General features: G+C 68.6%; 18 protein-coding genes and 1 pseudogene. 13 read left to right on the top strand and 6 right to left on the bottom strand.

The annotated features are described in order from the left end of the window. Nucleotides 1-27 precede the first annotated feature (27 nt). Both ACFHYQ_RS24390 and ACFHYQ_RS24385 read left to right on the top strand, forming a co-directional pair. Nucleotides 28-1,803 (top strand): ABC transporter, encoded by a 1,776-nt coding sequence (locus tag ACFHYQ_RS24390; protein WP_394303458.1) that lies wholly within the window; start codon nt 28-30, stop codon nt 1,801-1,803. Next, nucleotides 1,800-3,482, top strand: coding sequence for a GTPase (locus ACFHYQ_RS24385; protein WP_394303457.1), 1,683 nt, complete (start codon nt 1,800-1,802; stop codon nt 3,480-3,482). The genes ACFHYQ_RS24390 and ACFHYQ_RS24385 overlap by 4 nt, the downstream gene beginning before the upstream one ends. Here ACFHYQ_RS24385 and ACFHYQ_RS24380 read toward each other — a convergent pair. The 3 genes from ACFHYQ_RS24380 to ACFHYQ_RS24370 form a co-directional block, all read right to left on the bottom strand. Continuing rightward, nucleotides 3,440-4,564: an SPFH domain-containing protein gene (locus ACFHYQ_RS24380; RefSeq protein ID WP_394303456.1), complete on the bottom strand. Its 1,125-nt coding sequence runs from the start codon at nt 4,562-4,564 to the stop codon at nt 3,440-3,442. The genes ACFHYQ_RS24385 and ACFHYQ_RS24380 overlap by 43 nt on opposite strands. Nucleotides 4,565-4,567: 3 nt before the next feature. After that, entirely contained in the window at nt 4,568-4,999 is a 432-nt protein-coding gene (locus ACFHYQ_RS24375) for an NfeD family protein (RefSeq protein WP_394303455.1), read from the bottom strand. A gap of 208 nt (nt 5,000-5,207) precedes the next feature. Next, nucleotides 5,208-6,380, bottom strand: coding sequence for a homogentisate 1,2-dioxygenase (locus ACFHYQ_RS24370; protein WP_394303454.1), 1,173 nt, complete (start codon nt 6,378-6,380; stop codon nt 5,208-5,210). 209 nt (nt 6,381-6,589) lie between these two features. Between ACFHYQ_RS24370 and ACFHYQ_RS24365 the strand changes: the two genes are divergently transcribed. Then, a complete protein-coding gene (locus ACFHYQ_RS24365; RefSeq protein WP_394303453.1) occupies nt 6,590-7,309 on the top strand; it encodes a CAP domain-containing protein in 720 nt (239 codons plus the stop codon). A gap of 13 nt (nt 7,310-7,322) precedes the next feature. On the opposite strand, the gene ACFHYQ_RS24360 is transcribed toward ACFHYQ_RS24365, so the two are convergent. Together ACFHYQ_RS24360 and ACFHYQ_RS24355 are read right to left on the bottom strand one after the other, a co-directional pair. After that, nucleotides 7,323-8,042 carry a helix-turn-helix domain-containing protein gene (locus ACFHYQ_RS24360; RefSeq protein WP_394303452.1) on the bottom strand — a complete coding sequence of 240 codons (720 nt, stop codon included), beginning with the start codon at nt 8,040-8,042 and terminating at the stop codon, nt 7,323-7,325. 78 nt (nt 8,043-8,120) lie between these two features. After that, complete coding sequence (locus tag ACFHYQ_RS24355) at nt 8,121-8,324, bottom strand: EF-hand domain-containing protein (protein ID WP_204015376.1); 204 nt, start codon at nt 8,322-8,324, stop codon at nt 8,121-8,123. A gap of 622 nt (nt 8,325-8,946) precedes the next feature. On the opposite strand from ACFHYQ_RS24355, the gene ACFHYQ_RS24350 reads away from it, so the two are divergent. The 8 genes from ACFHYQ_RS24350 (at nt 8,947) to ACFHYQ_RS24315 (ending at nt 17,748) form a co-directional block, all read left to right on the top strand. Next, entirely contained in the window at nt 8,947-10,332 is a 1,386-nt protein-coding gene (locus ACFHYQ_RS24350) for a cytochrome P450 (RefSeq protein WP_394303451.1), read from the top strand. Then, a complete protein-coding gene (locus tag ACFHYQ_RS24345; RefSeq protein WP_394303450.1) occupies nt 10,329-11,216 on the top strand; it encodes a terpene synthase family protein in 888 nt (295 codons plus the stop codon). Before ACFHYQ_RS24350 ends, ACFHYQ_RS24345 begins: the two co-directional genes overlap by 4 nt. Further along, nucleotides 11,213-12,793: a prenyltransferase/squalene oxidase repeat-containing protein gene (locus ACFHYQ_RS24340; RefSeq protein WP_394303449.1), complete on the top strand. Its 1,581-nt coding sequence runs from the start codon at nt 11,213-11,215 to the stop codon at nt 12,791-12,793. The genes ACFHYQ_RS24345 and ACFHYQ_RS24340 overlap by 4 nt, the downstream gene beginning before the upstream one ends. A 237-nt stretch (nt 12,794-13,030) precedes the next feature. Continuing rightward, nucleotides 13,031-15,328 (top strand): sensor histidine kinase, encoded by a 2,298-nt coding sequence (locus ACFHYQ_RS24335; protein ID WP_394303448.1) that lies wholly within the window; start codon nt 13,031-13,033, stop codon nt 15,326-15,328. Continuing rightward, nucleotides 15,325-15,744 (top strand): roadblock/LC7 domain-containing protein, encoded by a 420-nt coding sequence (locus ACFHYQ_RS24330; RefSeq protein ID WP_394303447.1) that lies wholly within the window; start codon nt 15,325-15,327, stop codon nt 15,742-15,744. Before ACFHYQ_RS24335 ends, ACFHYQ_RS24330 begins: the two co-directional genes overlap by 4 nt. After that, the gene (locus tag ACFHYQ_RS24325) at nt 15,741-16,163 is read left to right on the top strand and encodes a DUF742 domain-containing protein (protein WP_394303446.1); all 423 of its coding nucleotides are present in this window, start codon (nt 15,741-15,743) and stop codon (nt 16,161-16,163) included. The genes ACFHYQ_RS24330 and ACFHYQ_RS24325 overlap by 4 nt, the downstream gene beginning before the upstream one ends. Further along, nucleotides 16,144-16,731, top strand: coding sequence for a GTP-binding protein (locus ACFHYQ_RS24320; RefSeq protein ID WP_394303445.1), 588 nt, complete (start codon nt 16,144-16,146; stop codon nt 16,729-16,731). The genes ACFHYQ_RS24325 and ACFHYQ_RS24320 overlap by 20 nt, the downstream gene beginning before the upstream one ends. A 210-nt stretch (nt 16,732-16,941) precedes the next feature. Further along, nucleotides 16,942-17,748, top strand: a complete 807-nt coding sequence (locus ACFHYQ_RS24315; RefSeq protein ID WP_394303444.1) for a GNAT family N-acetyltransferase — start codon at nt 16,942-16,944, stop codon at nt 17,746-17,748. Between the two features lie 66 nt (nt 17,749-17,814). On the opposite strand, the gene ACFHYQ_RS24310 is transcribed toward ACFHYQ_RS24315, so the two are convergent. Further along, nucleotides 17,815-18,792, bottom strand: a complete 978-nt coding sequence (locus ACFHYQ_RS24310) for an AraC-like ligand-binding domain-containing protein (protein ID WP_394303443.1) — start codon at nt 18,790-18,792, stop codon at nt 17,815-17,817. A 336-nt stretch (nt 18,793-19,128) separates the two neighbouring features. Between ACFHYQ_RS24310 and lanKC the strand changes: the two are divergent. Then, nucleotides 19,129-21,708, top strand: a pseudogene (gene lanKC, locus ACFHYQ_RS24305) (class III lanthionine synthetase LanKC). A 79-nt stretch (nt 21,709-21,787) separates the two neighbouring features. Then, nucleotides 21,788-21,919 (top strand): SapB/AmfS family lanthipeptide, encoded by a 132-nt coding sequence (locus ACFHYQ_RS24300; RefSeq protein ID WP_204015418.1) that lies wholly within the window; start codon nt 21,788-21,790, stop codon nt 21,917-21,919. Nucleotides 21,920-21,984: the final 65 nt, after the last annotated feature.

Raw genomic sequence — 21,984 nt, 5'->3', positions numbered from 1 at the left:
GGCCTTCCTGCGGGAAGGCCATCTTCCATGGCGGGCGACGACGGGCCGCTCGGGACTCACGGGTCGCTCGGGACGCAGGGGCTGCTCGAGGCGCTTCAGGGCCTGCGGCGTCACCTCGACCAGGACCTGTTCCCGCTGGCGATCGGTGACGTCGCGGCCGATCGGCGCATGCTCAAGGAGCTGAGCGGGCAGCTCGACGACTACCTGCTGCCCCGGCTGGCCGCCATCGACGCGCCGTTGCTGGTCGTCGTCGGCGGGTCCACCGGCGCGGGCAAGTCCACGTTGGTCAACTCCCTGGTCGGCGCCGATGTCACCGAACCCGGTGTGCTGCGGCCCACCACGCTGGCCCCGACCCTGGTCGCCAACCCCGCGGATGTCGCCTGGTTCACCGCCGCCAACGTGCTCCCCGGCATGCCCCGGATGACCGGGGAAGGGGTGGCGGGCGGTGGCCGGGGCGAACCCGGGACGCTCCGGATCGTCGCATCGGACGGCCTGTCGGCCGGACTCGCCCTGCTGGACGCCCCCGACGTCGACTCGGTCGTCAGCGCCAACCGCGAGTTGGCGGCACAGCTCCTGGCCGCCGCCGATCTGTGGCTGTTCGTCACCACGGCGGCCCGCTACGCGGACGAGGTCCCGTGGGGCTTCCTACGCCGCGCCCGCGAGCGCAGCACCGCTCTGGCGGTCATCCTCCAGCGGGTGCCACCGGAGGCGCGCGATCCCGTGACCGCGGACCTGGCCCGTCTGCTCCGGGAGAACGGTCTCGCCGAGGCGCCGCTGTTCACCGTGTCCGAGCTGGATCTCTCCTCGGAACGGGCCAGGCTGCCCGTGCCGGCCGTACGGCCGATCTCCGACTGGCTGGCCGGGCTCGCCGCCGACGCCCGCTCACGCGCCGCGGTCGTACGGCAGACCCTGACCGGGGCGCTGGACAGCCTCGCGCTCCGGGTGCCGGAGCTGGCCGACCGGGTCGACCGGCAGCAGACCGGCATCGCCGAACTGCGCGACGCGGTGGATGGGGCGTACGCCTCGGCCCTGGTCGGGTTCGACGAGGGCATGCGGGACGGCGTGCTGCTGCGCGGCGAAGTTCTGGCCCGCTGGCAGGACTTCATCGGCACCGGTGATCTGATGCGGTCGCTGCAGTCCCGGGTGGGGCGGCTCCGCGACCGGGTCACCGCCGTCATCACCGGCCGTCCGCCCCCCGAACGAGAGCTGCGGGTGGCGCTGGAGACCGGTGTCGAGGCGCTGATCCGGGCGGTGGCCGACGGCGCGGCCGAACGATCGGTCGAGTCGTGGCTGGCCCGGCCGGCGGGCCGGGACCTGCTGGAGAAGTCCGGCGTGGTGGTCACCGGCCGTCTCGGCCGCGCCTCCCCCGAGTTGCCCGGCCGGGCCGAGACGGCCGTACGGGCCTGGCAGGGTCACGTGCTCGACATGGTCAGGTCGGAGGGGGCGGACCGTCGGACCCTGGCCAGGGCGGCGTCGTTCGGCGTCAACAGCCTGGGCGTGCTTCTCATGCTGGCGGTGTTCTCCGCGACCGGAGGGCTCACCGGCATCGAGGTCGGCATCGCCGGTGGCACCGGCGCGCTGAGTCAGAAGCTCCTGGAGGCGGTCTTCGGCGACCAGGCCGTGCGTGAGCTGACGCGCGCCGCACGTGAGGACCTCCGCCGCCGGGTCGGCCTCATCCTCGACGAGGAGCGCGTACGGTTCACCTCCCTGCTGACGGGGATCGGAGGCGTGGCGGACACCGCGGCCCACCTGAGAGAGGCGGCCGGGGCCGTACGGAAGCGACGGGAAAGGCAGCCCCTGTGAAGCTTCTCGGCAGGAAAGCGGAGCTCCCGCTCGACGAACGGCTGGCAGCGCTCGGCGAGGCGGCGGACCTGGCGGAGGGGCGGCTCGGCGGGGCCGCGGTCGAGCGGGCACGCGCTGTGGTCGCGCGAGCCGGGGTACGGCGGAGCCTGTCGGTGGAGCACACGGCCGTCGCGCTCGCCGGGGCCACCGGCAGCGGAAAGTCGTCGCTGTTCAACGCGTTGGCGGGGGTCGACATCGCCGAGGTGGGGGTGACCCGGCCGACGACGGCCCACGCCCAGGCGGCGCTGTGGCAACCGGGCCGCGCGGAGTCAACCGGCGCGGAGTCAGTCGGCGCGGGGGCGAGCGGCGCGGGTCCGCTGCTCGACTGGCTCGGCGTTCCGCTGCGGCACATGGTCGCGGGCGGGGGAAGCACCGCGAAGCGCTCCGGTTTGGTCCTGCTGGACCTGCCCGATCACGACTCGATCGAGCTGTCGCATCGGCTGGAGGTCGACCGGCTGGTCGGCGTGGTCGACCTGCTGGTGTGGGTGCTCGACCCGCAGAAGTACGCGGACGCGGCCGTGCATGAGCGGTACCTGCGCCCGCTCGCCCGCCACCGGGACGTCATGGTCGTCGTGCTGAACAAGATCGACAGACTGCCCCGGCGGTCGGCCTCCCGCTGTCTGGACGACCTGCGCGGGCTGCTGGCCGCCGACGGGCTGCGGGACGTGCCGGTGCTGGGGGTGTCGGCACGGACCGGTGAGGGCGTCGCCGAGTTGTGCGCCGAGCTCGACCGGCGGGTGTCCCGTCGCCGGGCCTGGGCGTCGCGGCTGGCGGCCGACGCCGCGACGGCCGCTTCCGCGTTGGCGGACGCTACGACGGCCGGTAACGGCTCGGCAGACCGCATACCGGCCGGCGGCGGGGCACCTGCGGTCCCCGTGAACCGCCCGCGAACTCGGGAGCTCGTCCGGGCCCTGGAGCAGGCGGCGGCGGTGCCGACGGTCGTCCAGGCGGTCGCCAAGGCCCACCGGCACCGGGCGGTCGCCGCGACCGGGTGGCCGGTGACGCGGTGGATGCGCCGGCTGCGCCCCGACCCGCTCCGCCGCCTGCGCCTGTCGGGCGCCGGCGACGGGCGCACCTCGCTTCCGGCGGCGACCGCCGTACAGGTCGCCGCGATGGACGTGGCCGTACGCGACGTGGGGACCGCCGCGGCGGCCGGCGTGCCGGAGCCGTGGGCGACTTCCGTACGGCACGCGGCACGGTCGCGGACGACGGAGTTGGCCGACGCCCTGGACCGGGTGGTGGCCACCACCTCGGTCGGCGTGTCGCGGACACCCCGGTGGTGGCGGGCGGCGGGAGCCCTGCAGTGGCTGCTGGCCGCCACCATGGCGGTCGGGGCGCTGTGGCTGGGCGTGCTCTTCGTGCTCGACTACCTCATGCTGCCCCGGCCGCCGACACCCACGGTGGGACGGGCGCCGTGGCCGACCGTGCTGTTGGCGGGCGGGGCGGTGGCGGGGGTGCTCGTCGCGGCGTTCTGCCGGGTGGCCGCCTGGTTGGGCGGCCGCCGGAGAGCGCGCAGGGCCGCCCGCGTGCTGCGGGCGGTCATAGAACAGGTCGGGAACGAGCTGGTCATCGCGCCCACCATGGCGGAGCTGACGCGCTATGGCCGATTCGTGGAGCGGGTCGCGCTGGCCGGATCCTGATCTTCGCCGAGCGCGTCGGACCGCTGCGTGCCGGGCAGGCCGGACATGCCGGAGAGATCAGCCTCCCGCCTGCGGGCCTCGATCTGGCGCGGTCCCAGTTCACTGTCCTCCGCCGCGGCCTTGGCCTCGGCCGCCGCCGCCTCGGCGGCCGCCACGGCCGCGCTGCCCGCTTCGCTCCGCGCGCGCTCGCGCGTGGCCGGCGACGCGGGCAGCGACTCGGTGAACGCCTTGGAGACGGTCTGCAGCGCAGAGGTCACCTCGCTCGGGATCACCCAGAACGTGTTGCCCTCGCCCTGCGCGAGCTGAGGGAGAACCTGCAGGTACTGGTACGCGAGCAACTTGGGGTCGGGGTCGTTGCGGTGCACGGCCTGGAAGACCTCGTCGATCGCCTGCGACTGGCCCTCGGCCTTGAGGATCTGGGCGGTGCGCTCACCTTCGGCGCGCAGGATCGCGCTCTGCTTCTCGCCCTCGGCGGTGAGGATCTGCGACTGCCGCTGACCCTCGGCGGTCAGGATGGCCGCGCGCTTGTCCCGCTCGGCGCGCATCTGCTTCTCCATGGCCTCCTTGATGGTCCTCGGCGGGTCGATCGCCTTGATCTCGACCCGGTTGACCCGGATGCCCCACTTGCCGGTCGCCTCGTCCAGCACGCCCCGGAGCTGGCTGTTGATCGTGTCGCGCGAGGTGAGCGTCTGCTCCAGGTCCATGCCGCCGACGACGTTTCGCAGCGTCGTCACCGTGAGCTGCTCGACGCCCTGGATGAAGTTCGCGATCTCGTACTCGGCCGCCCTGGGGTCGGTGACCTGGAAGTAGAGCACCGTGTCGATGTCGACGACCAGGTTGTCCTCGGTGATGACCGGCTGCGGCTGGAACGAGACCACCTGCTCACGCAGGTCGATCAGGTGATGGACCCGGTCGATGAAGGGGATCACGAAGTTCAGGCCCGGGCCCAGCGTGCGATAGTAGCGCCCCAGGCGCTCCACGTTGCCCGCTCTGGCCTGTGGGACGATGCGGATCGCGCGCAGCACCGTGAACACCACGACCAGGGCCACGATGATGCCGCCGATCAGGACAGAATCGCCCATACTTCACTCCCTCGGATAGACGAGGGCCGTCGCGCCCTCGATCTCGATCACGTCGACGGTCGCGCCGGCGGGGATGACGAGGGTGTCGTCGTAGGCCCGGGCGGACCACTCCTCGCCGCCGATGCGCACCCTGCCGCCGTGCGCGGTGACCTGGCTGGTCACGTAGGCGGGCTTGCCGATGAGGGCGGACACGCCGAAGCGTCGTAGCGGCGGCTGCCTGATGAGTCGCTGTGCGAGCGGCCGCGCGACGGCGAGCCCGGCGGTCGAGGCGGCGGCGAACACGGTCAGCTGGAGACCGACGGGGAGCCCGATGAGGGCGGTGCCCGCCGTGACCAGCGCCGCCGCGGACAGCAGTCCGAGAGCGGCGGTCAGTGTGAAGATCTCCGCGACTCCCAGCACCGCCGCCAGGATGAGCCAGACGATCCAGGACTCCATTGCCCGCCTCCATAAGCAATAACGAAGTCCGCTAGGTGAGGGTTCCCTTTTAAGTTATCCCTGTCCAGTTCCGTCCGGGGTAATCGTTCGGAAGCGATGGGCGGGCCGAGACGTGACGCCGTGGCGCCGGTCGCCACGGCGTTCACCGCGTATACCGTGCCGGGCGCAGCGATCGCCCGCCTGGCGGGCCGTCTCGCCCCGGGTGGTGTCAGCCCCGGGTGGTCCACGTCCAGGCGTAGGCGGGATCCTCGCAGGACAGTGCCGCCGGGCCGAGGTCGAGCGGCCGGAACGTGTCGAGCATGACCGCGACCTCGGTGGTCGTCGTCAGGCCCTGCCGTACGGCCTCGACGACCGCCTCCACCGCGCCCGGCTGCGGACCGTGTGTGAAGCCCGCCGGGTGCAGTGAGATCGAGCCGACGTCGATGCCGGACCCCTTGCGTGCCGTGTAGTCGCCGCCCACGTAGAACATGAACTCGTCGGAGTCCACGTTGTGGTGGTTGTACGGGATCGGCACGGCCTCGGGATGGAAGTCCAGCGGCCGGGGGCAGAACGAGCAGATGACGAAGCCCGGGCCCTCGAACGTCTGGTGGACCGGCGGCGGCGCGTGCGTCCGCTTCACGATCGGTTCGAAGTCGTGAATGTTGAAGGCGTACGGGTACAGATAGCCGTCCCAGCCGACCACGTCGAACGGGTGGTTCGCGTAGGTGAGCCGGGTCAGCCCGCCCCTCGTGCGGACCAGGACCGGGACCTCCTCGCCGTCAACGAGCAGCGGCTCGGCCGGTGAACGCAGGTCCCGCTCGCTGTAGGGCGCGTGCTCCAGGAACTGCCCGTACTGCGACAGGTACCGCTTGGGCGGCCTGATGTGTCCCGCCGCCTCGATGACCAGCGCGGTCACCGGACCCTGTGGCACCCAGCGGTGGATCGTCCCGGTCGGGACCACGACGTAGTCGCCCTCGCCCACGTCCATCGCGCCGTACGTCGACTCGAAGCGCGCCCGTCCGCTCGCGATGTACACGCACTCGTCGCCCATCGAGTCGCGGTAGAGCTCGCTCGGCGTGTCCGTCGCGGCGTACGAGATCCGGACGTCGGCGTTGCCGGCGAGCAGCATCCGCCCGGAGACCAGGTCGCCGGTCGTCGAGAGATCACCGGTGCGGAAGTGTCGCGGCGAGAGCGGGAGGTTGGGCGCGAGTTCGACAGCCCCCCCGTCGACGGTCTCGGCCTTCACGATCGCCGTGGGCGCGTGGCGGTGGTAGAGGAGCGAGGAGTCCGAGGAGAACCCCTCCTCGCCCATCAGTTCCTCCTGGTAGAGCCCGCCGTCGGGCCTGCGGAACTGTACGTGGCGTTTGCGCGGCACCTCGCCGACGCTGCGGTAGTACGGCATGGCGATCCTCCATAGCCGGTGATGTCCGAATATCGGACGCTTGTGTCCCCTATACGTACGACGATCCGTCACTGAGCCACGGATGTCAAACGACGTGCGCGGACCACCCGGTAACAGGGGTGAGCAAGGTGGCTACAAGGGCATCGCAAGGCGGCTGTAAGGCCCTCGATTTATCTCCTAAGGGACATTCCGACCTGAGGAGCCCCCCAATGATCAGCCGCATACAGCCCGCCATCGTCACCGGTGCCCTCCTGCTGGGCCTGACCACCGCCGTCTCACTGGCACAGCCGGCGGCCGCCGTGGCCCCGACGCTGCAGGGCGCCGGGGCCTGCGCGAAGATCGACATGGTCTACCGGCCGCTATCGGCTTTCCCCGACACCGCACGTGGGCGGGGAGACTTCGGCACTCAGTGGATCCACATCCAGAACGCGGTTCGGTGTCTGGTCAACGCCGAGCGGACCAGCCGCAACCTGCCGCCGCTGAAGCAGTACATCGGGCTGCGCCGGGCCCCCGCACTCAGCGCCGCCACGAGCAAGCATGTTGAGGCCGCCGTCAGCCTACGCTGGTGGGGGAAGGTGGAGCCGGGCAAGAACTGCTACCCCATCACGGGCAACCCCGGCATGTGCGACCCGCACACCAATCCGCAGACCGGCTCGACCCCGCTCAGCCGCGCCCAGGCAGAGGGCTATGGTCGCGGCTGCGCCTCGTTCTCCGTCGCCGAGAACACGTACGTGGGGTGGGGCCACGGTTATGTCACGCCGCGGGCCGCTGTCACGTGGTGGATGAACAGTGCGCCGCACCGCGCCAACATCCTCAACCCCGCCTTCACCGAGTTGTACACCGAAGCGGCACTGGGCAGCGCGGATCCGGCCGCCGGGTCCGTCACCCCGGCCGTGACCTACGTGCAGATGTTCGGGCGGTGCGGATGACGGCGTGCGCCGGTCACCCGGCAGGCTGAGCGGGTGAGGGCTCCGGCCGGGCGAGCGCGGCGGCGAGATCCTCGGCCGCGGAGAGCACGAGCGGGCCCACCGTCACCACGTCGAGGTCGGCGAAGCTGACCACGCCGACCGACGCCTCCAGCCACGAGAGGCCCGTGATGGGCGCGGCGATGCCCGTGGCGCCCTCCTGAAGCTGGCCGCGGCTCGTGCGGAGCGGCGGATCGCCGCCGTTCCCGATGCCCTCGCCTGATCGTTCCTCGTTTGAATGGCCGCGGCGGGACCGCAGCGCGAGCAGCGCCAGTCCGGCGGCGCCGCGGGTGAGCGGATGCCGCGAGCCCTCCCGGTAGGCGAGGTGCAGGTCGGTCCACGACGGCTCGACCACGGCCACGGCCAGCCCCTCGTCGCCTTCGGCGATCGTCAGGTGCGCGGTCGCCCCGGCCCGCTCGGCGAGCGTGCGCAGCACCGGGAGCGCCGTCGCGCGCAGCAGGGGCTGTACGGCCTGGGCCAGCATGAGGACGCCGAACCCGAGATGGACCCGCCCGTCGGTGTCCCGTCTGGCGAAACCCTCGGCCTGCAGGGTGGTGAGCAGCCGGTAGACGACCGGGCGGCTGAGGCCGAGCTCGCCGGCCAACTCGGTTGGCGTGCGCCCCCCGTGGCCCTCCGCGAGCAGCCGCAACAGCCGTAATCCCCGTTCCAGCGTCTGCGCCGACTCGGCCGCCATCATGTGTCGATTATCCCGCCCAACCGCGGAGGCGAGAAAACCTACGTCCGACGTAGCCTACGGCCTGTGTAGGTTGTTCTCTCAGCGGCCGCGCAGCCAGGTGCTGAACTCGTCGAGGTCGATCAGGCCGTCGCCGTCGGCGTCGACCTTCGAGATCGCTCCGCGTGCACCGTCGATCGTGAGGGGCTCGTCGAGCACCGCCATGAGCCGGACCAACTCGTCGGCGGAGATCCGCCCGTCCTTGTCGGCGTCGATGAGTTCGAAAGTGGCAGCGTATTCGCTCATGCCGTACCTCCACGGGATCGATCGGCGCCGGGGCACACTCCCCGGCCGAACAATCATGCACGAATCGTCCGTCGTTCAGGCGACCGTCAGGCCGCCGGGCACGCGGGACACGACCTGGATCCGCACGGCCCCGCGGCCCGGAATGACCGTCCGTTCATCCGCCTGACCTGGACAGACGGATGTAGGTTTCATTCGCCGCCAGGCTCCGCCCACGGTGTGTCGACGGCCGATCGCGGTACCGCTGTTCCACCAGGCCGCGCGAGCGAATATGCTCGGGTCCACTTACGCACGTCAACTGGAGGATGCGGTCGTCATGTACAAGGAGTTCCTCGGCGAGGTCGTGGTGTGGCTGATCCCCGTCGTCGTCCTTGTCGGGCTGGCGCTGCTGGTCGTCAACACCGCGTAGTCCAGTCTTCGAAGAGGGTCGGGCCGCCAGGGCTCGGCCCTCTTTCGTGTGCCCGGGTTGAGACGCCCGGACAACCATCATTTCTCCCTCACCAACCACTCAAACACCGCTGGTTCTCCACAGGTCACCTTGACCGTGACAAAAGTGTCACTTCACCGCAAGATTGATCAATCGGTGTGGATCATGTGATACTTCGCGAATGGCATGATCGTCACCGTGGGGGAGCGAGCCCAGATGTCCCTTGATGCCGTCGTTGACGCCGCCGCCGGGTCGGCCCGTAGCGCGGCCGCGCTTCCCTTCTATCGGTTGCTGGCGAAGCACCCGCGAGACCCGGTCAGCGCCTTCGAGGAGGCGGGCCGGCAGGCGGGCGGACAGATCGTCCGGCTCAACATGGGCCCCTTCCGCCCCTATTTGGTGACCCATCCCGACCACGTGCAGCACGTTCTGAAGACGAACCAGCCCAACTACGTGCGCGAGGGCATGTTCTGGGATCCGCTGGCTCCGTTGATCGGTGGCGGCATTCTGTCGGATGGGGAGAACTGGCGGGAGAGCCGGAAGATCCTGCAGCCGCTGTTCACCGTCAAGTATGTCGACTCGCTGGCCGAGCGGATGGCCGACATCCTGGTCGAGCAGATCGACGAGGTCGTACGGCCCGGCGAGCCGTTCGACATCGTCGGCGGCATCGCCGAGATCGTGCAGAAGACCATCGTGCGGCTGTTCTTCGGCGACAAGATCTCCGATGAGGACATCGCCCGGCTGATCCCGGCCTACGAGGTCGGCGTCACCGCGACGGCGATCCGCCTGGTCCTGCCTTTCGTCCCCGGCTATGTCCCGATGCCCGGCGACCGCGCGTTCCGCCGGTCGATCAGGACGATCGACGACGTCATCTACCCCCGCGTCCGGGCGGCCCGCGAAGACCCGGGCGACGGACTGGACGTCGTTTCCGCCATCGCGCGTGCCCGGCGCGACGATGTCGGACCGGAGGGCGACCGGCGGATCCGTGACGACATGGTGGGCATGCACGGCGCCTCCTCCGAGACCACCTCCACCGCGCTGGCCTGGGCTTGGGTGATGCTGGACGAGCATCAGGAAGTCGCTGAGCGGATCTACGAAGAGATCGACAGAACTGTGGGCGATGGTCCGGTCCGGCCCTCACACCTGCCCGAACTGCAGTACATGCGCAGATTCCTTACGGAGGTGGTGCGCTTGTACCCCTCGGGGTGGATCCTGCCGCGGCGGGTGCTGGAGACGGACGTCATCGGCGGGGTCACGGTCAAGGCGGGATCGACGGTCGTGCTCAGCCCGTACATCACCCACCGGCTCGAGGAGTTCTGGGAGCGGCCGCTCGAGTTCGACCCAGAGCGCTTCGCCCCGGGGCGGGAGCGGCGGCACCGGTGGTCCTACATCCCGTTCAGCGGCGGCCCGCACCAGTGTCTGGGACAGCACCTCTTCATGATCCAGGCGCAGTTCCTGCTTGTCAGCATGCTGAGCCGCTACCGACCGGTGCTGCATGGCTCCGGTCCGAAGCGGGCGCGTTTGGCCTCCACCCTGAGACCGGGCGGAAGGCTCCAGATGACGATGGTCGAGCGCTCCCGGGCATGAATCCACAGGACATGGGCCTCGGCGCCGGGAAATTCTCGGCCGCCGCCGAACTGGGGCGTACGTGCGCGCTCGCCGCCAGGTCCCAGCGCGATCTCATCGCCTGCGCCGACACGTACCGGGAGCTGTTCCCGGTCAAGCCGTTCGACCCGGGGTTCTTCAGCGGACTCGCACTCGTCGGCGCGTTCGGTTCGCCATGGGCGGCTCCCGAGGAACTGCGTGTGGTCAACCGGGCCTCCTTGTGGATCTTCGCGGTGGACTACCTCGCCGATGTCGTCGCAGGATCGGCGGCCGAGATCGACGCGCTGGTGAGTGACTGCCTCGCCGCCGCCGGGGGCGGCGACACCGGTCGCCCGATCGCCCGTTTCCTCGCGGAGATCCGCGACGAACTGGCCGTGGCGCCGTCGTTCCCCGCGCTGCACCCGATCTGGCTCGACCAGCTCGCGCGCACGCTGCTCGCCATGGCCGCGGAATGGCGATGGAAGAGCGGAGGGACGTCGCTCACGCTCGACGAATACCTGGACAACGCCGACGGCTGCGGTTCGTCGTTCGTCAATGTCTCCCACTGGATCGCGACCGGTGATCCCTGGACGCTCGATCACCTTGAGGAGTTGCGGGAGGTCAGCGCGGAGGTGCAGCGCTATCTGCGCCTGCTCAACGACCTGGCGACCCATGGCCGGGAGATCGAGTGGGGTGACCTGAACGCGCTGACGCTCGGCGTCGGCCGTGACGAGGTGACCGCACGGATGCGCGAGATCGTCGACCGCTGCGCGACCCTCCTGGAACCCGTCCGGGCCGGCAGTGCCCGTACGGCCGACTACCTGGAACGCCAAATCGGTTTCAACACCGGCTTCTACGGCCTCGTGGACTACTGGGGTGAACTTTGAGCTCAACGGATCTCATCCTCGGAGCGCAGATCGACGTGACCGCGGCCGCCGACGAGTTGGTGCGCGGTCTCATGCTCCAGCCCTGGGGGCAGGTGTCACCGTCGGTCTACGAGACCGGCAGGCTGGTGACCCTCGCCCCCTGGCTGGTGGGCCACCGTGATCGGGTGGCGTACCTGACCGGGACACAGCGACCCGACGGGGCATGGGGGGCGCCGGACGGGTACGCCCTGGTACCGACCCTGAGCGCCACCGAGGCCCTCCTCTCCGCCCTTATCAGAGGAGACGACTGCGGCCTGGCGGCGGAGGTCCTGATGGAACCGGCCATGCGCGGGCTGCACGCGCTCACCCGCCTGCTGGCGGAGTTCGAGGCCGCCCGCCTCCCCGACACGCCCGCCATCGAGATCATCGTCATGTCGCTCGTCGCGCTCGTCAACGCGCACCTCGATGTCCTGCCCGGCGCCGGGATCGAGCGCCTGCCACTGCCCGCGGGGCTCAACGAGGCGCCGCTGACCATGATCAGGCGGCGGCTCGAATCGGGGGAGACCCTCCCGGACAAGCTCATGCACGCACTGGAGGTGGGTGGCCGGTCGGCCGCTGGCGCGCCCGCCGTGTGGCCGACCGCGGCGGGAACGATCGGGGCCTCGCCCGCCGCGACCGCCGCGTGGCTCGCCGTCGGCGATCCGCCCAATCCGGGTGATCCAGCCCGCAGGCACCTGGAGGCGGTCGCGCTGCGCTATGGCGGGCCGGTGCCCGTGGGTCTTCCGATCACGGTGTTCGAGCGCGGCTGGGTGCTGAGTTGGCTGGTCCGCGCCGGGATTGAGTGCCACGTCCCACCCGAGATGCCGGCCGACCTCGCGGCGGCGATCGGTCCGGCCGGCACCCCGGCGGGGGCGGGGCTGCCACCGGACGCCGACACCACGTCGGTCGCGCTGTACGCGCTCTCGCTGCTCGGCATGCCGTACGAGCCGGAGAGCCTGCGGGCATTCGAGACGCCGACGCATTTCTGCACCTGGCAGGGCGAGGAAGGGGCGTCGGTCAGCGTAAATGCCCATGTTTTGGATGCATTCGGACATTTCGCGAGGACGCGGCCCAGCCGGACCGAAGGCTATGCGGCGGCGATTGGGAAAGTGGCGGCCTGGCTGCGTGAACGGCAGCGGGCCGACGGGAGTTGGGACGATCGCTGGCATGCGTCGCCGTACTATGCGACCGTCTCCTGTGCGCTCGCGCTCGGCGAATTCGGCGGTGCGGAGTCACGGGTGGCGGTGCGCCGGGCCGTGCGGTGGACCCTGGACACTCAGCGCGAGGACGGCTCGTGGGGTCGATGGGACGGCACCGCCGAGGAAACGGCGTACGCGTTGCAGCTCCTGCTGCTCGTCGGCGGCGACGAACCGGTGACCGAGGCGGCGGCACGGGGGTATCGCTACCTGCGGCGGGTGGCGGACCCCGGCGAGGGGCCGCCGTTGTGGCACGACAAGGACCTCTACGTCCCCGTGGCGGTCGTCCGGGCGGCCGTGCTCGCCGCCCTGCACCTCGCGCAGGCGAACCCACGTGTTGTCGAGATCGCCTGTCAAGGGTGATCCTCCCAGTGTAAACTCAGAAGCCATGCTCATAAATTCGGACATTTCCCCCTAGGGTGCGCGATAGAGGTAATTTCGGACCCTTTGCTAGGGTGTCCGTAATGTGGCGCGTCAAATTGACGGAGCGGCACTTGCCGCCCTGTCAATTGGGCTATTGTTCATAGCCGGAAGCGTGCCATTCACGATTTTCCTACTTTTACCTGGGTGGTACTGTTTATGCGCTTCCGGAATTCGCGCGTGCGAACCAAGGTCGCGGCTCTGCTGGTGTCTCTCACAGCGCTGTGGGCGTTCGCGGCCTGGGTCACGCTCCGGGAGGGCACGAACCTTGTGTGGGCCGCCACGATCAACAGCGACGTCGCCCAGCCGGGCGATCTGCTGGTGCTGGACCTGCAGCGCGAGCGCCGTCTGTCTCTGACACGACTCGGCGATCCGACACGCCTGCCGCGCAAGGATCTCGACGACCAGAGGGCCCGCACCGACAAGATCGTCGCCGAGTTCTCGGGGTCGGCCCGGAGCGACAACGTCAAGATGGCGGCCGACGACGTGCTCATGTCGCGCATCAACGAGACGATGCGGCGGCTGGACGGCCTGGATGACATCCGCGCCGCCGTCGACAGCGGGCGGTTCGACCTGATCCGGGCCGATGGCGCCTTCACCGACATCATCGATTCCTTCTACCACCTGTACGACTCGGTCGCCGCGCTGGACGACGCCACCGTCGCCAAGGACGGCCGCACGTTCGGCACGATGAGCCGAGCACGTGAGGTCCTCGCACGGGAGGACGCGCTGCTCGCGGGCGTCTTCGCGGCGGGGAGGTTCAGCGAGCAGGATCACCAGCGGTTCACCAGGCTTGTGGCGGTCCATCGGTTCATCCTCGACGAAACCGTCGGGCAGCTGCCCAAGGCGGACCAGGCGGCGTACGAGAAGTGGCGTAAGTCGCCGCAGGTGACCACGCTGCGCAACCTGGAGGACCAGCTCACCCGATCCGGTCAGGCCGGTCGCATGCCCTTCGTCACCGACGCGCAGTGGCGGGCCGTCTCCGAGCCCGCGCTGACAGGACTACAGAAGATCATCGGCGACGGAGGCGAAAGGCTGGTGGAGCGGGCCGGGACGGTCGCCGTCAACGTGATCATCCGGCTGGCGCTGGCCGGCGGGCTCGGGCTGGTCGCGGTCATCGCGTCCATCGTCCTGTCCATCACCACGGCACGCGCCCTGATCCGGCAGCTCGAGAAGCTGCGCACGGCCGCGATGGAGCTCGCCAACGAGCGGCTGCCCAGCGTGGTCGCCCGGCTCGCGCGGGGCGAGAAGGTCGACGTCCGCACCGAGGCGCCGCCGCTCAAATTCGGCAAAGACGTGATCGGCCAGGTGGGCACCGCCTTCAATGTGGTCCAGGAGACCGCGATCCGCACCGCCGTCGAGGAGGCCCAGCTCCGGCAGAGCATCCGCGACATCCTGCTCAGCCTCGCCCGGCGCACGCAGTCGCTGGTCCACCGCCAGCTCACGCTGCTCGACGTGATGGAACGGCGCGAGTCCGAGCCGTCCGAGCTGAAGGACCTGTTCCGGGTCGACCACCTCGCCACGCGGATGCGCCGCAACGCGGAGAACCTCATCGTCCTGGCCGGCGCGTCGCCGGCGCGGGCCTGGCGCCGATCGGTGCCGATGGTCGACGTCGTGCGCGGCGCCCTCGCCGAGGTCGAGGACTTCACCCGTGTGACAGTTCCCCCCATGGGGGAGACCGCGCTGTCCGGCCGGGCCGTCGGCGACGTGATCCACCTGCTCGCCGAGCTGATCGAGAACGCGGTTTCGTTCTCCCCGCCGTACACCACGGTGCAGGTCGGCGGCCAGGTCGTGGCCAGCGGCTACGTGATCGAGATCGAGGACCGCGGTCTGGGGATGAGCCCCGAAGACCTGACGGCCGCGAACGAGCGGATCTCGAATCCGCCGGAGTTCAACCTGACGAGCACGGCCAGGCTCGGCCTCTACGTGGTCAGCAGGCTGGCCGAGCGGCACGGCATCCGGGTGGCGCTGAAGGCGTCGCCGTACGGCGGAACCACCGCGATCGTGCTGCTGCCGCGCGACCTGGTCACCGAGGGCGGGAGCGACCCGTCCGACGAGGCGACGGATCGCGGACGTGGTCCCCTGCAGGAATGGGGTGCCCGTGAGACCGCGCTCGTGGGCGCGCCCGAGGTGTTCGCAGCACCAGTCCAGGAGGTGGTTTCCGTACCGAAGCGCGCCCCAGAACCACAGCGGCCCGAACCACAGCGGCCCGAACCGAAGTTGAGTGAGCCGGCCGGTACCGATGCGCCGAGGCTGGAGTCCCCGGCCTCGTTCACCCCGTCCGGCCTGCCGTTCCGCGTGCCGCAGGCGAGCCTGGCGCCGGAGTTGGCCGCCGGGCCTCCGGCGACGCTCGACGACGAGGACGAAGATCGATCGCCGGACGAAATCAGAAAGATCATGGGCTCGTTCCAGTCGGGCACCAGACAGGGCAGATCCGAGGCGGCGAAGCTGCTGGATGAAGGGGGGGACGACCAGTGACGCAGAAGACGGGCACGTCCGCCGATCTGGCGTGGTTGCTCGACGATCTCGTCGACCGGGTCCGGGAGGCCGAGCACGGCATCGTCCTGTCCAGGGACGGCCTGCTGCTGGCCTCCTCGCGCGGACTGCGCATCGAGGACGCCGAGCACCTGTCCGCCGTGGCCTCCGGGCTGCAGAGCCTGGCCCGGGGCGTCGGCGAGCGGTTCGACGGCGGCACGGTCAGGCAGACGATCGTCGAGATGAAGTCGGCCTACCTGCTCGTGACCGTGGCCGGACAGGGCGCCTGCCTCGCCGTACTGTGCAGCGGCGACGCGGACGTGGGCCTGGTGGCCTATGAGATGGCCATGCTCGTCGCCCGTGTGGGGCAGTACCTCACCTCGCCGGCCCGTACGGTGACGAGAGAGGCGCGTGGATGAGCGGCAACGAGTGGGGCCCGGGTGAATGGGGCCCGGGTGAATGGGGCTCGGGTGAATGGGGTGCCGACGACGACCGGCTGTTCGACGCCCCCACCATCCGGCCGTACGTCATCGCTCGTGGCCGCACCGAGGCACAGGATCGGTTCGACCTGGTCGCGCTCGCCGTGACGATCCGTCCCACCACCGGGCACGAGGTCGGTCTCGATCCCGAGCACCAGGCGATCGTACGGCTGTGCCGTAGGCCGCTTTCGGTCGCGGAGATCGCGGCGCACCTGGACCTGCCCGCCGGGATCGTCCGGGTCCTCCTCGGTGACCTGTTCGATCGGGGCTTCGTCGCCGTGCAGCAGCCGCAGCCGGAGATGGACGTGCTCGACGAGAGAATGTACAAGGCGGTGCTCGATGGCCTTCGGGCGCTCTGACCCGCCCAAGATGCCGAAGGCGATCAAACTGTTGATCGCCGGCGGCTTCGGCGTGGGCAAGACCACGATGGTGGGGGCGGTCTCCGAGATCCGGCCGCTGCGGACCGAGGAGGTCCTCACCGACCGCAGTGTGGGCGTCGACGACCTGGCCGGGGTGGAGTCCAAGGCCACCACCACCGTGGCGATGGACTTCGGCCGGATCAGCATCGGCGACGAATTCATGCTGTATCTGTTCGGCACGCCGGGCCAGGAGCGGTTCTGGTTCGTGTGGGACGAGCTCGCCCGGGGCGCGCTCGGCGCCGTGGTGCTGGCGGACACGCGACGACTGGCCGACTGCTTCCCGTCCGTCGACTATTTCGAACGGCGCGGCACCCCGTTCGTCGTCGCGGTCAACTGTTTCGAAGGCGCACCGGTCTTCGAACTCGACGAGGTGAAGCTCGCACTCAATCTCGGTGCGGACATTCCCGTCCTGCTGTGCGATGCGCGCAGGCGCGAGTCGGGTAAGGAGGCCCTGATAACGCTGGTCAAGCACGCGTATCACAGGCGCCCCGCAACGCCCGTCGGGTGACCCCGGCGATGTCGATCGCCGGCGGCAAGGTGACCGGGCGGCGGCGGCTTCGCCGCCGGCACGAACGCGCTGTTCGTCACCGGGCTGATGTTCCCGTTCGCGGTGGCGATCCTGCCCCAGTTTCTTCCGGGCCGTCCCGGGTGCGACGAAGGGATGAGCGCCCCTGGTGTGCCGTATGGGAGGATTGTCCCATCAGCGCGGGGGGTGGCGATGACGGTTCCGACCATCCGTGTCGCGGAGGACGCGGACATGCCCGGTATACGCGGCGATGTCGGAGCGCATTTCGGGCTCCTGACCAAGTGGCCGGAGACGCCGGATTTCCTGGACGCGGAACGGGCGTACGGAACGCTGTGCGTGAGCGAGGTCGGCGGCCGGATCGTGGGATTCGGCGGGACGGTCCACCGGGGTTCACTGACGCACCTCGGCGACCTGTTCGTGCTTCCCGATCACCAGTCAACGGGCCTGGGACGGATGATTCTCACCCGCCTGCTGCCCCGGGACGTTCCAAAGATCACCTTTGCCGCGAACAACACGCGCGCGTTCGCGCTGTACATACGGCACGGCATGCGGCCCCGGTGTCCGCTGCTCTATCTCGAAGGCCCGTTCGAGGGCGGGCCCCCCGCCGCCGCGGAGGTCGGCCCACAGGAGGCGGCGGCCCTGGACGCCAGGATCTCCGGGGGCGACCGTACGGAGTGCCTCACCTGGTACGCCGGGCTGCCGGGAGCCGGGGTACGGCTCGGCGACGGCGGATACGCGTTCACCCGGATGATCGGCGACACGCTGGTGATCGGACCGGCGGGGGGTGAAACGCCGCAGGACAGCCTGGACGTGATGCTGCGGACGATAGCCGCGCATCCCGGTGCCGAGCTGATCCAGGTGGCGGTGCCGGGCGTGCATCCGCTCCTGCCCATGCTGCTCGACGCCGGCTGGCGGATCACCGACATGGACACCGTGATGACCAGCGAGGAGGGGCTCGTCCAGCTGGACCGCTACCTTCCACACCCCGACCTCGGCTAGAGATCGTCTGTCACATACGGATCTCCGGGAGCCCGAGGGCGAGTCTCTCTCTGGTTTCCCAACCCTTTACGAAACGGACATGGATTGGAGAATACGGGTGCGATATTCGATGGGAGACTCGCCGTAAGCGGCACGGAATGCCCGGCTGAAGTGCGCGGCGTCGCCGAAGCCCCAACGAGCTGCGATCGCATGGACTGGACGCGTATGGTGCCGCGGGTCGGCCAGGAACCGCCGGCACTGCTCCAGACGGGACCGGCGGATCCAAGCCGACAGCGTAACGCCCTGGCCATCGAAGATTTTGTATAGGTAGCGCAGCGAAATTTGGTGCGCTGCGGCGATGGTTTCCGGGCTCAGGTTCGGATCGCCGAGTCGCTGGCGGATGTAGTCCCGAATCTGTGCCTGCCGCAGGAGCTTTCGAGATTCCGGAGGCTTCCCGCCATTGCCGGTGAGGCGATGGGGCAGCACAGCGGATAACAGGTCAACCGTGACCGAGGCCACTGTGTCGGTGTCCTGTGCGCTCAACTCGCCAGCTTGCTGACCGAGTCCGACCAACCACCGGGCGAACACGCCACCCAGTCCGCGGCGGCAGGAAAAGGGCACAGCCGCCAGGTGGTCGGCGATGTTCGACGGCAGAGGAAGCCGTTTCCGGGGGATCTGGAGAACCACGGCCGTGGTGGTGCCCGAAGTACAGGCCCGCCAGCCCTCGAAAGGGCGAGAGGTGTCGATCAGGGTGAAGTTGTCGGCGGTGAGCACCGTTTCCCGCCCCGCTTGACGGATCCCTGCCTCGCCTTGGAGAACGAGGTGGATTTGAAAGGCTTCCGGATCGCGCTGCCGGATCAACTTCGCGGACCTTCGTACGGTCACCGATGGGTGCGCAAGAGTGGCGATCTGCATACCCCCCAACTCCATGGCCTGAGTCCGGGCGCGGAAGGTCTCTCTTTGCTCAGTGTGCACCCAGGAAGGGGTAAGGGCATTCCCGCCATGTTCGAGCCAGCTCGGGAACCGGTCCCGCGCCGGTAGATGTTCGGTGTCGAACTCGCTCACCAACAAGATCGTCCCCCGTCTCTCTTCAGATGACGCTCTCTTCGGATGATCTAGGATCGAAGATCCATTTTCAACCGGATTCACGCTTGTCAGCCTCGTTTACTCAACCCTGGATATACCTGCCAATCTGGGTTTGGGGTCATATGTACCCTCTTGTCCGATTTTTGGTTACCGGGGCCACGAAGGGTGAGGCGAGTGCGCAGATGGTCAACTGGTGGGCATAAGACATCAAAGACATGCCGCTCGTCGAGCGGCAGGATTGCGATCTGAGCGGGGGGCTCGGGAATCGGTTTCCTATTCGAGAGAACTCCGAGCAGCGGACGAGAATGGTGTATAATGGCTGACCCTCGGTATGGTGCATACTGCCTCTCCGATCCGGAGTTCTATGATCGGATGGACCGACTTACTTCTGCGGCGGATGAGTTGGCTGTTCACCAGATGCCACTGCCGGCAGGATGGGCGAGAGAGACTCTGGGGCCGTGGATTACCTACCGGCCTTCGGCGGTGGATATACCATCACAAGGATGGAAGGTTCACGCATCGGCGACGGCGCGAAACGCACAGCGGGTGGCTTCCGCCGTGTGGGACTATTGCACGGGCAACGGTATCGCTTTCAAAGTCACCGCAGGCGTCAAGGAGTACATCTACAGCAACTCCAAGTAGGCTGACCGGTCGGCCGGCGGAAAGCTGGCTGTGATCTATCCGACAGACGAAGCGCAGCTGGAGAAGGTCCTCACTGAAATGGGATCGGTTCTTCAAGGTGAGGAAGGGCCGTACGTGCTAAGTGACCTTCGTTGGAAGGGCGGCCCGCTGTACGTCAGATACGGCGCGTTTCTGGAACGGACACACGTCGACGAGAATGGTGTGGTGAGGTCTGTCATCGCGGACCCTCGCGGTAATCTTGTTCCCGATCCTCGAGGCCCTGTATTCAGTCCGCCAGACTGGGTGCACATCCCCGATTTCCTGCTGGGAGAGCTTGAACGGCGCGGAGAATCGAAGGTCGAGGATTTTCCTTACCAGATAGTCGATGCGCTGCACTTCTCCAACGGGGGTGGCGTATACGAAGGCAGGGACCGCGCGACGGGGCGTAGGCTCCTGATCAAAGAGGCGCGTCCGTATGCGGGCCTGGATACGGCCGGACGTGATGCGGTCATGCGCCTGCGGGCCGAGCGGGACGTCCTGGAGCAGTTGCAAGGTCTCCCATGCGTTCCCGAACTGGTGAATTACTGCACTCTGGGCGACCACGAGTTCCTGATCGAGGAGTTCGTCGAGGGGACACCGCTCAATCGGCTCTACGCCGTGAAGACTCCCCTGACTGGCGATCTACGCAATCGGGCCGAAGTCTCTGAGTACCGCCGGTGGGCTGTGCGTGTGTGGGAGTCGGTCGCCGCCTCGGTACGGGCGGTGAACGGCAGAGGGATCATATTCGGCGACCTCCATCCTTTCAACATCATCGTTTTCGATGACGGAGAGGAGATACGTACAACCCTTGTCGACTTCGAGGTGAGCTGGCGGGTGGGCGAGGAGCGGCAGATCACGCTGGAGCACCCAGGATTCGGAGCGCCGAGGGACAGGCAGGGAACCGATGTCGACGAGTATGCACTGGCTGCCCTGAAGCTCTCCCTCTTCGTGCCGTTGACGATGCTCGTCCGGTTGAACGTGGAGAAGGCCGGTCACCTCGCCGCAATGATCGCTAAGACCTTCGATGTGCCGCAGAGCTTTCTGGATGACGCCGTCGCGACGGTCTCCGGCGCTGGCCGGGAAGGCCATGGAAGGTCCAACGATCTCGGTATCGAACTATCAGCCGAGTCGTGGCCGCACACGCGGGACTCTATGAAGCGGGCGATTCTCGCTAGCGCATCCCTCGACCGCACAGATCGTCTCTTCCCCGGAGATATCGCGCAGTTTGCCGAGGGTGGGGGATTGGCGTTCGCCTGTGGAGCGGCCGGCATCCTCTGGGCGATGGATATCGCCGACGCGGGGCGTTACCAGGCGGGGGAGCGCTGGCTCATCGAACAGGCGCTGCGCGATCCAGGCCGGCTTCCGGGTGGTTTCTACGACGGTGCTCACGGGGTCGCCTACGCGCTGTGGAAGCTTGGTCACGGTGATGCGGCGACGGATCTGCTGCGCAGCAAGATGAAGGACGACTGGGAACGGTACGGCAACGGCCTCTACGACGGCTTGGCCGGAATGGGACTCAACTGGCTGGCATTCGCCGACGGCACCGGTGACGGGGCGTACCTGGATCGAGCGGCGCGGATCGCCGACATCTTGCGGCGACGCCTCGGCGGGCCGGAGGACGTGCCGGAGACGAGCGGTGGGGAGGGGCCTGTCGCCGGGCTCATGCACGGGTCGTCCGGAATCGCGCTTTTCCTGGTGCGCATGTTCGAACACACGGGTGAAGAGGCATATCTGAAAAGCGCCCGGACGGCCTTTGACCAGGACCTCCGCCGATGTGTCGTCGATGACCGCGGAGCGCTCGTGGTCAACGAGGGATGGCGGTCGGTACCGTACCTTCGTGTCGGCAGTATCGGAATAGGATTCGCGCTCCGCCACTACCTGCGAGTCCGTCATGACGACGAGCTCCAGAAGAAGCTATCAATGATTCAGACGGCGGCTCAGTCTGACTTCTATGTATTTTCCGGCCTATTCGATGGCAGGGCCGGGATGCTCCTGTTCAACGCGACCGCGGGGCAGGCTCGCAGGCCGCTGGAGAATGACGCGGTCATGGCACAGGCACGAGGCTTGGACTGGCACTCACTTCGGCGTGACGAAGATATTGTGTTCCCCGGAAACGAGCTGCTCCGCTACTCCATGGATCTCGCGACCGGCTCCGCCGGCGTCATGCTGGCGCTCGCGGCGGCGAACGGCATCCGCAGAGATGGTGAGACCGTCTGTCTTCCGTTCCTGTCCTGACCCATACAGGCTTCCGGGGCCGCCCGGTTCCGGAGAAGTTCCTTCTTCAACCTGAAGAAGGAAGAGAAAGGAGATAGAGATGTCCGTGTACGACCTGCAGGGCATGGCCGCCCAGTCCCACTCGGTGGGTGCCCTCGCCAACAGCGGTGTCAGCTGGTGGTCCTGTGGAGACCACAAGCCGAGCGAGATCTCGCTCTTCGCCTGCGGTTGATCCATCGGGCAGTGCCCATTGAGCGAGAGACGGCAGATCTCAGGGTTGCCCGTCGTCTCTCGGTG

Origin of the sequence: Sphaerimonospora cavernae (assembly GCF_042435035.1) — a bacterium.
GTDB lineage: Bacteria > Actinomycetota > Actinomycetes > Streptosporangiales > Streptosporangiaceae > Sphaerimonospora > Sphaerimonospora cavernae.
Note: the sequence above shows the minus strand (reverse complement) of the source record. Positions and strands in the feature narration are given on the sequence as shown.

What these genes read in the sequence shown, in the direction of transcription:
- ACFHYQ_RS24390 (WP_394303458.1), top strand. Translation starts at nt 28, where the DNA reads ATGGCGGGCGACGACGGGCCGCTCGGGACTCACGGGTCGCTCGGGACG.
- ACFHYQ_RS24380 (WP_394303456.1), bottom strand. Translation starts at nt 4,564, where the DNA reads ATGGGCGATTCTGTCCTGATCGGCGGCATCATCGTGGCCCTGGTCGTG.
- ACFHYQ_RS24375 (WP_394303455.1), bottom strand. Translation starts at nt 4,999, where the DNA reads ATGGAGTCCTGGATCGTCTGGCTCATCCTGGCGGCGGTGCTGGGAGTC.
- ACFHYQ_RS24370 (WP_394303454.1), bottom strand. Translation starts at nt 6,380, where the DNA reads ATGCCGTACTACCGCAGCGTCGGCGAGGTGCCGCGCAAACGCCACGTA.
- ACFHYQ_RS24365 (WP_394303453.1), top strand. Translation starts at nt 6,590, where the DNA reads ATGATCAGCCGCATACAGCCCGCCATCGTCACCGGTGCCCTCCTGCTG.
- ACFHYQ_RS24360 (WP_394303452.1), bottom strand. Translation starts at nt 8,042, where the DNA reads ATGATGGCGGCCGAGTCGGCGCAGACGCTGGAACGGGGATTACGGCTG.
- ACFHYQ_RS24355 (WP_204015376.1), bottom strand. Translation starts at nt 8,324, where the DNA reads ATGAGCGAATACGCTGCCACTTTCGAACTCATCGACGCCGACAAGGAC.
- ACFHYQ_RS24345 (WP_394303450.1), top strand. Translation starts at nt 10,329, where the DNA reads ATGAATCCACAGGACATGGGCCTCGGCGCCGGGAAATTCTCGGCCGCC.
- ACFHYQ_RS24325 (WP_394303446.1), top strand. Translation starts at nt 15,741, where the DNA reads ATGAGCGGCAACGAGTGGGGCCCGGGTGAATGGGGCCCGGGTGAATGG.
- ACFHYQ_RS24320 (WP_394303445.1), top strand. Translation starts at nt 16,144, where the DNA reads ATGGCCTTCGGGCGCTCTGACCCGCCCAAGATGCCGAAGGCGATCAAA.
- ACFHYQ_RS24315 (WP_394303444.1), top strand. Translation starts at nt 16,942, where the DNA reads ATGACGGTTCCGACCATCCGTGTCGCGGAGGACGCGGACATGCCCGGT.
- ACFHYQ_RS24300 (WP_204015418.1), top strand. Translation starts at nt 21,788, where the DNA reads ATGTCCGTGTACGACCTGCAGGGCATGGCCGCCCAGTCCCACTCGGTG.